The organism is Microcystis sp. LE19-10.1B (assembly GCF_027530565.1).
Lineage (GTDB): Bacteria > Cyanobacteriota > Cyanobacteriia > Cyanobacteriales > Microcystaceae > Microcystis > Microcystis aeruginosa.
This window is the reverse complement of the sequence record NZ_JAPZQM010000617.1, coordinates 1-7,599: the sequence shown is the minus strand read 5'-3', so window position 1 is coordinate 7,599 and position 7,599 is coordinate 1. Positions and strand designations below refer to the sequence as shown.

5 protein-coding genes and 1 pseudogene are annotated in these 7,599 nt (G+C 44.2%); 1 reads left to right on the top strand and 5 read right to left on the bottom strand.

Features of this window, described 5'->3' with window-relative positions; genetic code table 11:
• Positions 1–426: 426 nt before the first annotated feature.
• The 5 genes and pseudogenes from O9332_RS22285 to O9332_RS22260 all read right to left on the bottom strand — a co-directional run bounded on the left by O9332_RS22285 (position 427) and on the right by O9332_RS22260 (position 4,742).
• On the bottom strand, positions 427–855 hold the full coding sequence (locus O9332_RS22285) for a DUF29 domain-containing protein (RefSeq protein WP_002756725.1): 429 nt from the start codon (positions 853–855) through the stop codon (positions 427–429).
• Between the two features lie 755 nt (positions 856–1,610).
• Positions 1,611–1,945: pseudogene (locus O9332_RS22275) on the bottom strand (type II toxin-antitoxin system VapC family toxin).
• A gap of 126 nt (positions 1,946–2,071) precedes the next feature.
• Positions 2,072–2,452 (bottom strand): hypothetical protein, encoded by a 381-nt coding sequence (locus tag O9332_RS22270; RefSeq protein WP_002756719.1) that lies wholly within the window; start codon positions 2,450–2,452, stop codon positions 2,072–2,074.
• A 4-nt stretch (positions 2,453–2,456) separates the two neighbouring features.
• On the bottom strand, positions 2,457–2,723 hold the full coding sequence (locus O9332_RS22265) for a hypothetical protein (RefSeq protein ID WP_002733164.1): 267 nt from the start codon (positions 2,721–2,723) through the stop codon (positions 2,457–2,459).
• Between the two features lie 354 nt (positions 2,724–3,077).
• Positions 3,078–4,742 carry an AIPR family protein gene (locus O9332_RS22260; protein WP_002756717.1) on the bottom strand — a complete coding sequence of 555 codons (1,665 nt, stop codon included), beginning with the start codon at positions 4,740–4,742 and terminating at the stop codon, positions 3,078–3,080.
• Between the two features lie 391 nt (positions 4,743–5,133).
• Here O9332_RS22260 and O9332_RS22255 point away from each other — a divergent pair, with 391 nt between their 5' ends.
• Positions 5,134–7,599, top strand: a complete 2,466-nt coding sequence (locus tag O9332_RS22255) for an ATP-dependent Clp protease ATP-binding subunit (RefSeq protein WP_002732350.1) — start codon at positions 5,134–5,136, stop codon at positions 7,597–7,599.

The window sequence follows — 7,599 nt, the reverse complement described above, 5'->3', positions numbered from 1 at the left end:
AAATAGGTGCAAGAATGAAAATTGTGGGAGCACAATGGAAAGCAGAGAATGTTCCTCAGTATTTGAAGCTACGTTGTGCTTATCTCAACGGCGATATTGCCTGAGTATTTTTACTCATTGCAAAACTGGGATGCTCCCGGTCAACTTTCTGTATATCACCCCGTTCTGTAACATAAAATACTTAATTTGTCAATAGGTAGTAATATTTAATCTGCTTATACTTCGAGTTTTGGTCTGAAAATGGGCGCTCAATCCCACATTCCGCACCCTCAACTGTCACATAATCCTAAATCCGTTGAGTAACGCACAGAAAACGGGTTTCTCGGAGAAACCCGTTTTCTGCTCATGCACTCATGCAAAAAGGGAGAATAAATAATCAGTCTTTAATAACCAGATTTAGGATTATTTAACCTTTAATCAAGGCTATCACTGGGGCCACCAATCTTCGATCACCTGCGCGATAGTATAGGGACAAAACTCGGGAAAAATGCTGAGGACTAAACCTGTTTGTTTGGCGGCCTCTCGACGCGCTCTGGTGTATTCCTTATCCAAAATTTGCGCGGGATAACCGCGTAGACTGGGACTATCCTCTAATTTGCGACGAATTTGCGATCGCCCATCATTGATGGAATCCAGCCAACTATCGGAGTGCCGTTGGGGTTGATATTGCCACTTGAGCAGATGAAGCAAAATTCGCTCCATTTGAGAACCAATCGCACTGCGTTCACTTTTCCCCAAATCCTCGATTTCCTCGATTAAATGCTCCCAGTCAATGGCATCCCAGCGTTGTTCCCGCAAAAGTTGAGCCGTATCCCGGGCCCAGAGAATTAAATCGCAATTGTAGGTGGTTGGCATAACCGGTTCCCTGTTTTTCAAGCTTTTCGGGTGGGATTGTGGGGTTAATTCTGTTAGGTTAACGATCCGGCGTTTTCTTAATGATAACTGATTACCGTTCGCTTACAGCCCCTTCCGCAGTTCTAGAGTTTCCCAAAACCAGAGACCTTGCACCTCACCATTAACAAAAATATAGGGCCACAACATATATACTCATTTGTCAATAGGTAGTAATATTTAATCTGCTTATATTTCGAGTTTTGGTCTGAAAATGGGCGATCAATAGAGCAGCAATTATTGTGGTTGGGTTGACCCAAGGAAACCCAACAAAGAGTAACCTTTGGGGTGGTTGGGTTTCGCTTTTTCAAGCGAATTGAGCTATTTTCGCCCCAGTCTTGTTTCGATCAACCCAACCTACGCGGCTTAGACTCACAGTTTCAATCAATGTGCATGGTGCGTTCCCAAAAATCGATCGCTGGAGCGGTAGAAGTTGCCTTAGGGAACGCACCCTACAAGATTGCGATCGCTCTAACGGCTGAGTTCAGCCGCCACAGAGAATCTTCAACTTCTATCAGATCATCTCTAGGCGGTCGGATGCAACGATTTGTTATGCGGTTGACTGCGAGGTTTGAGTGGAGTCGAAATAATTTGTCTGCTGCTAGTGGATTGTTTTTTACGAAGATCATTGCAAATTGCTTGCAAATCATAGTTAAAGGACTTCGCGTGTTCTTCACGTATTCTGTAAATTTCTTCTAGAACTTCATCTTTCCACATAATTAATCTCCCATTAGTTCATTAGGTGTACAAATCGTTGGCAGATCATATCCTGCTTCTATACTTATTTGTGCTAGTTTCTTTTGTATTTGAGCATTGGCAATATGCTTACAGTTCCAAGTTAAAAGATAGTCAATTCCGTAAAATGTAGCAACTGCAATATGAAGCGCATCATCAGAGGCTTTAGGGGGGGGGAGATATAAAGCGTAAATTGCTCTCGGCGTGTGTCCCACCACTCTTGGGTAATCCCCAAGTTTGCCATGAGGATTAAGTTATTGCTGAGTCTGGCTGTTAAGTAACCAACCACGCTAGTTTCAACGTAAACAGTTTCGCTCATTTGAAATGCGCTAGTTAGATCTGTATTTTATCCCAATCTGTGCAAAACTGTCGCTACGAAGCGATGCGCCCTGCTACGCAGTGCCTTCGGCATCGCACTAACGTTGTTAGACCGTTCCACACCCGATTAGCTTAAACTGTTCAATGACTGAATTACGACTATTCCACCCTCGATCGCATCAAGTTGCATCCGATAGCCGTAGAGTAAACTCATACCAACTAAAGGGTCTGTTTCAGCTGCGTTAACATCAATATACCGATATTCACCGTCCCAAATAACAAGACCACTGTAAACGTCAAAGATACAGGTACTTCCATCCCCTAATGTTCCCTCTTCACGGCTATACAACCGTAAGTTGAGGCTGTTGATTACTGTCAGAGGTAAGGTCAAAAAGCCTGTGAACCCTGTATCAATAACAGCATCAATTACTTGCCTCTGTTTACTCTCATTGCTTACGACTAACCTAAGCCTTGCCTCGCAGTTTTGATCAACAATTCCGTTCATCATAAAGTTAAAGCAGACGACCTACGCCAAAGCGGTGAACGCCTTTATGTCCAATTCGGACACGCCAGATTTGAGCATCAGGGTTTCGTTCAAGCAATCGATTAGAAGCAGTTATTGTGTCATTGGCAAGCTCAAAAGCACCTGTTTCAATATCTATGGCTACAATCTTCCCATGATTGCCTTCCTCGACTTGGGGGCGCACCTGAGATTGATAAATCTCATTACCACGTCGGGCGAATTCTTCTTTGCTGTAGCGGAGTTGATTAACTGTCATTGTCCTGACCCCGTTGCCACTTTTGCCCCTCTATTTTAACCTCAACATTGGCAATCTTCGCTAACATTCCCCAACTGGGACCACAAAGGCTGCATCGCACTTAGACTCACAGTTTCAATCAATGTTCATGGTGCGTTCCCCAAAATCGATCGCTGAAGCGGTAGAAGTTGTTTTAGGGAACGCACCCTACAAGATTGCGCTCTGCTACGCAGTGCCTTTGGCATCGCACTATATTAATCTGTGAAGTCACACAGCAACAGGCAACTTTGAAAATTCACCAATATTTCAGCTAACGGTCAAGTTAGGTTAAGCGAGTTTGCAAGAAAAGAAGTCGAATTATTGAACCGATTTGATTCATTGAAGTCTACTTATTAAATCACCACGTCGAAATGTTGCAGATAGCTGCTGCAAGGAAATCTCTTGTTCTCCATAAAGATCCTGAAGTGCCTGTTTAATATCCTGTAATGAAGCATTAAAGTAACTCTCCCCATTTTGATCAATAAGCATTTGGGCTGATTGAAAATTTTGATGACTAATATCTTTCATCTGAACTTTCATATCAGCCAAAAGTTTTTGTCCCATCTGCATTGCAATAAAGCAGGAAGCATAGCGGACAAAATCTGGGTCAGTAGACTCAGGTCTTTTGCGGCGGTTTTCTGCAATTCTGTAAAGCTGAACAGCTATTACGATTTGCGCTCCATTTAATTGGTCAGTAAAGATTGTATCATACAGTTTCCCAAAATGTTCACGAGAGAAAAACTTTGCTTGATGAGGTTTTCTTCGCCAAACGGATAATACTGCCTCAGCAGCTACTCCTGAAGTAATATCAGCAGAGCGAGTAGGAGTATTGGAACGTTTAGTCCTGTAGTTAAATCCTAATTGCTCAATATCCTTTTCCAATATTTTCTGGCGCTCATCATTAGCACGTAAATCTTTGAGATCTACTGGATTTTGGCTATTGGTTGCGTAGGTAATTCTTTGAACTAAACCTTCATTTTCACGAGGCAATTGATAGAGTCTTAAAAGAACAAAAGCTTGGGCATTTTGATGAATTAAATCTGGTTCTCGCAAGGTTTTAAATATGGTCATACACGTTTGACCACCGTTAATGATTTGTAAATTCTCAACACGCACTTTGTAATCGCCATCTTGCAATGCGTTGTATGAGAAACTATCACAAATCAACGTGACCCCGTTATTATAAAAGTAAAAATTGTTTTTTTCATCGCTAGTTAAAGTATGACGGATACCCTCATTTACGCGATTTCCTTGTAAACCCAAGTAGCGACGAATATTGCGCTCTAATAAACGTTCTCCATGTCGCTCTATAAGTGTGGCAATTTCTGTCACCGAAATTCTACCCAACAGTACTCGGCTAAACTCCATATCTTCCACAATAGCTTTGCCACTTAGCTGCAAAGTATCTTTTACGGGTTTAGAAGCTTGAAGAATTTTGACTAAACGCTCGTGATTAACATATTCCCATGTCACCTGATCTCCAAACTCAGCACGATCAATAGCCTCTTGAGCAGATAAATTCCATTTCAGCCCATTGTTGCAAGCTATTGTCCGAACTTGGGGAATATAGCCATCCCGGATTAGGCTACGAGCTTCTTCCACTTTCACAAGCAGTCGTTGATTAATATGTTCTAGTTTGGCTGCTGGATTAAATAAGTAATTAATTGCGTTTATTAAACTTTTTATACCTTCTTCAGGAAAGTTAGAGTTTCCTTCTAGGTTGTTCTTATATTTTGCCTGAAATAAACTAACTGTAAATTCACCGTCATATTCTTCTGAGATATGTATAGCATCTACTCCAAAGTCACCACCTCCTTCTGTTAAGCAATCAAAAACATCATCTCCATCTAAATCTAAAATGGTTTTAACGCACAGATATACAAAAGCCAAAGACTTAAGCCGGCCTTCATCTGTGATTCGTAGTTCTTCAGAAGCTTTTTGACGAATGTCTTTGCTAACTGATACTAAGCGTTGGTCGATGATGGATATATTAATATTCATGTACTTATTTAACGAACATATTTAAATAGCTTATTTTATTGTGCCTAACTACATATTATACGAAAACTTTCTGCATAACAGTCTCCAGAGTAACGATATGGGTCAACTTTCTGTATGTTACACCGACATACAACATATATACTCATTTGTCAATAGGTAGTAATATTTAATCTGCTTATACTTCGAGTTTTGACCTGAAAATGGGCGATCGATAGTCAAGCGATCGAGAGATGGGGATGACCACGAGCCTAGGGGATTATGCAAGGGTGAACCACTTATCGGCAGGTTTCCAGGCCGCTCCCCAATAACTGATCACTGAAAGAGGGCTAAACTAAAAAGCCGTGCTAAAATCAGCATATCTAGGGTCGCTTGTGTAGGTGATGGATAGGCTATGTTTGAAAGATTTACGGAAAAAGCCATTAAAGTAATCATGCTCGCCCAAGAAGAAGCCCGCCGCCTTGGCCATAACTTCGTGGGAACAGAGCAGATTTTACTAGGACTAATTGGAGAGGGAACGGGAGTTGCCGCCAAAGTCCTCAAGTCCATGGGTGTCAATCTCAAAGATGCGCGCGTGGAGGTGGAGAAAATCATCGGTCGCGGTTCCGGATTCGTAGCCGTGGAAATTCCCTTCACCCCCAGAGCCAAACGAGTTTTAGAACTCTCCCTCGAAGAAGCCCGTCAACTGGGCCATAACTATATTGGCACAGAACATCTCCTTTTAGGACTAATTCGCGAAGGGGAAGGTGTGGCCGCTAGGGTTCTGGAAAATCTCGGGGTGGATCTCTCGAAAGTTCGCACCCAAGTGATCAGAATGTTAGGGGAAACCGCCGAAGTGGCCGCCGGTTCATCTTCCCAAGGTCGCACTAAAACCCCCACTCTTGACGAATTCGGTTCCAATCTCACCCAAATGGCCAGCGAGGGTAAACTCGATCCCGTGGTCGGCCGGCAAAAGGAAATCGAGCGCGTCATCCAAATTCTCGGTCGTCGTACCAAAAATAACCCAGTCCTAATCGGAGAACCGGGGGTAGGTAAAACAGCGATCGCAGAAGGATTGGCCCAACGCATCGCTAACAAGGATATTCCCGACATTCTCGAAGAAAAACGGGTTGTCACCCTCGATATCGGCTTGTTAGTGGCGGGAACCAAATATCGCGGCGAATTTGAGGAACGCCTCAAAAAAATCATGGACGAAATTCGCCAAGCGGGTAACGTCGTCCTTGTTATCGATGAAGTTCATACTCTCATCGGTGCCGGGGCAGCCGAAGGAGCGATCGATGCGGCCAATATTCTCAAACCGGCTTTGGCCCGGGGAGAACTACAATGTATCGGGGCGACGACCTTGGATGAGTACCGCAAACATATCGAACGGGATGCGGCTCTAGAAAGACGTTTTCAACCGGTTATGGTCGGTGAACCCTCCGTAGAAGAAACGATCGAAATTCTCTACGGTCTCCGGGAACGCTACGAACAGCACCACAAATTAAAAATCCTAGACGAAGCACTAGAAGCGGCGGCGAAATTGTCCGATCGCTACATTAGCGATCGCTTTTTACCGGACAAGGCGATCGATTTAATCGATGAAGCTGGTTCGAGAGTGCGCTTGATTAATTCCCAATTGCCCCCAGCAGCCAAGGAATTAGATAAAGAACTGCGGCAAATTCTCAAACAAAAAGATGATGCGGTGCGCGGTCAAGACTTCGAGAAAGCCGGGGAATTGCGCGATCGGGAAATGGAAATCAAAACCCAGATACGGAATCTCGCTTCCACCAAAAAAGGCGAAGATGGCAACGATGAACCCTTTGTGGATGCCGAGGAAATCGCTCACATCGTCGCTTCTTGGACTGGGGTTCCCGTCAACAAACTGACCGAAACCGAATCCGAGAAACTGCTGCACATGGAAGATACCCTGCATCAGCGTCTCATCGGTCAAGAGGACGCAGTTAAAGCGGTGTCTCGCGCCATTCGTCGCGCTCGCGTCGGTCTGAAAAATCCCAACCGTCCCATTGCTTCCTTTATCTTCTCCGGTCCAACGGGGGTAGGTAAAACCGAGTTAACTAAAGCTCTGGCCGCTTATTTCTTTGGTTCCGAAGATGCGATGATCCGTCTCGATATGTCGGAATACATGGAACGGCACACGGTTTCTAAGTTAATCGGTTCGCCTCCGGGTTACGTTGGTTACAACGAAGGGGGACAATTAACGGAAGCGGTGCGTCGTCGTCCTTATACGGTGGTGCTATTCGACGAAATCGAAAAAGCTCACCCCGATGTCTTCAATATGCTTCTGCAAATCCTTGAAGATGGACGTTTGACCGATGCCAAAGGTCGCACGGTGGACTTTAAAAATACCCTGTTGATCATGACCTCGAACATCGGTTCTAAGGTGATCGAGAAGGGTGGCGGTGGTTTAGGTTTCGAGTTTGCCGATAATCAAGCCGAGGCCCAGTATAATCGCATTCGATCGCTGGTTAATGAGGAATTAAAACAGTATTTCCGCCCTGAATTCCTCAACCGTCTTGATGAGATTATTGTCTTCCGTCAACTCAATAAGGAAGAAGTCAAGGAAATCGCCGAAATCCTGCTCAAGGATGTGTTTAAACGTCTGACAGAACAAAATATTACTTTGTCTGTTACTGATAAGTTTAAAGAACGCTTGATCGAGGAAGGTTATAATCCGGCCTACGGCGCTCGTCCCTTACGTCGTGCGATTATGCGTCTATTGGAAGATGTTCTGGCTGAGGAAATTCTCTCCGGACGGGTTTCTGATGGGGATACTGCCATGGTCGATATCGATGAGGAAGGTAAGGTGAAAGTTATTTCGGGGGAAAGACGCGAGTTAATCGCTCCCGTGATCGAATAA

Excerpts from the sequence above, each read along its gene's own strand:
- O9332_RS22255 (WP_002732350.1), top strand. The coding sequence starts at position 5,134 with ATGTTTGAAAGATTTACGGAAAAAGCCATTAAAGTAATCATGCTCGCC.
- O9332_RS22285 (WP_002756725.1), bottom strand. The coding sequence starts at position 855 with ATGCCAACCACCTACAATTGCGATTTAATTCTCTGGGCCCGGGATACG.
- O9332_RS22270 (WP_002756719.1), bottom strand. The coding sequence starts at position 2,452 with ATGATGAACGGAATTGTTGATCAAAACTGCGAGGCAAGGCTTAGGTTA.
- O9332_RS22260 (WP_002756717.1), bottom strand. The coding sequence starts at position 4,742 with ATGAATATTAATATATCCATCATCGACCAACGCTTAGTATCAGTTAGC.
- O9332_RS22265 (WP_002733164.1), bottom strand. The coding sequence starts at position 2,723 with ATGACAGTTAATCAACTCCGCTACAGCAAAGAAGAATTCGCCCGACGT.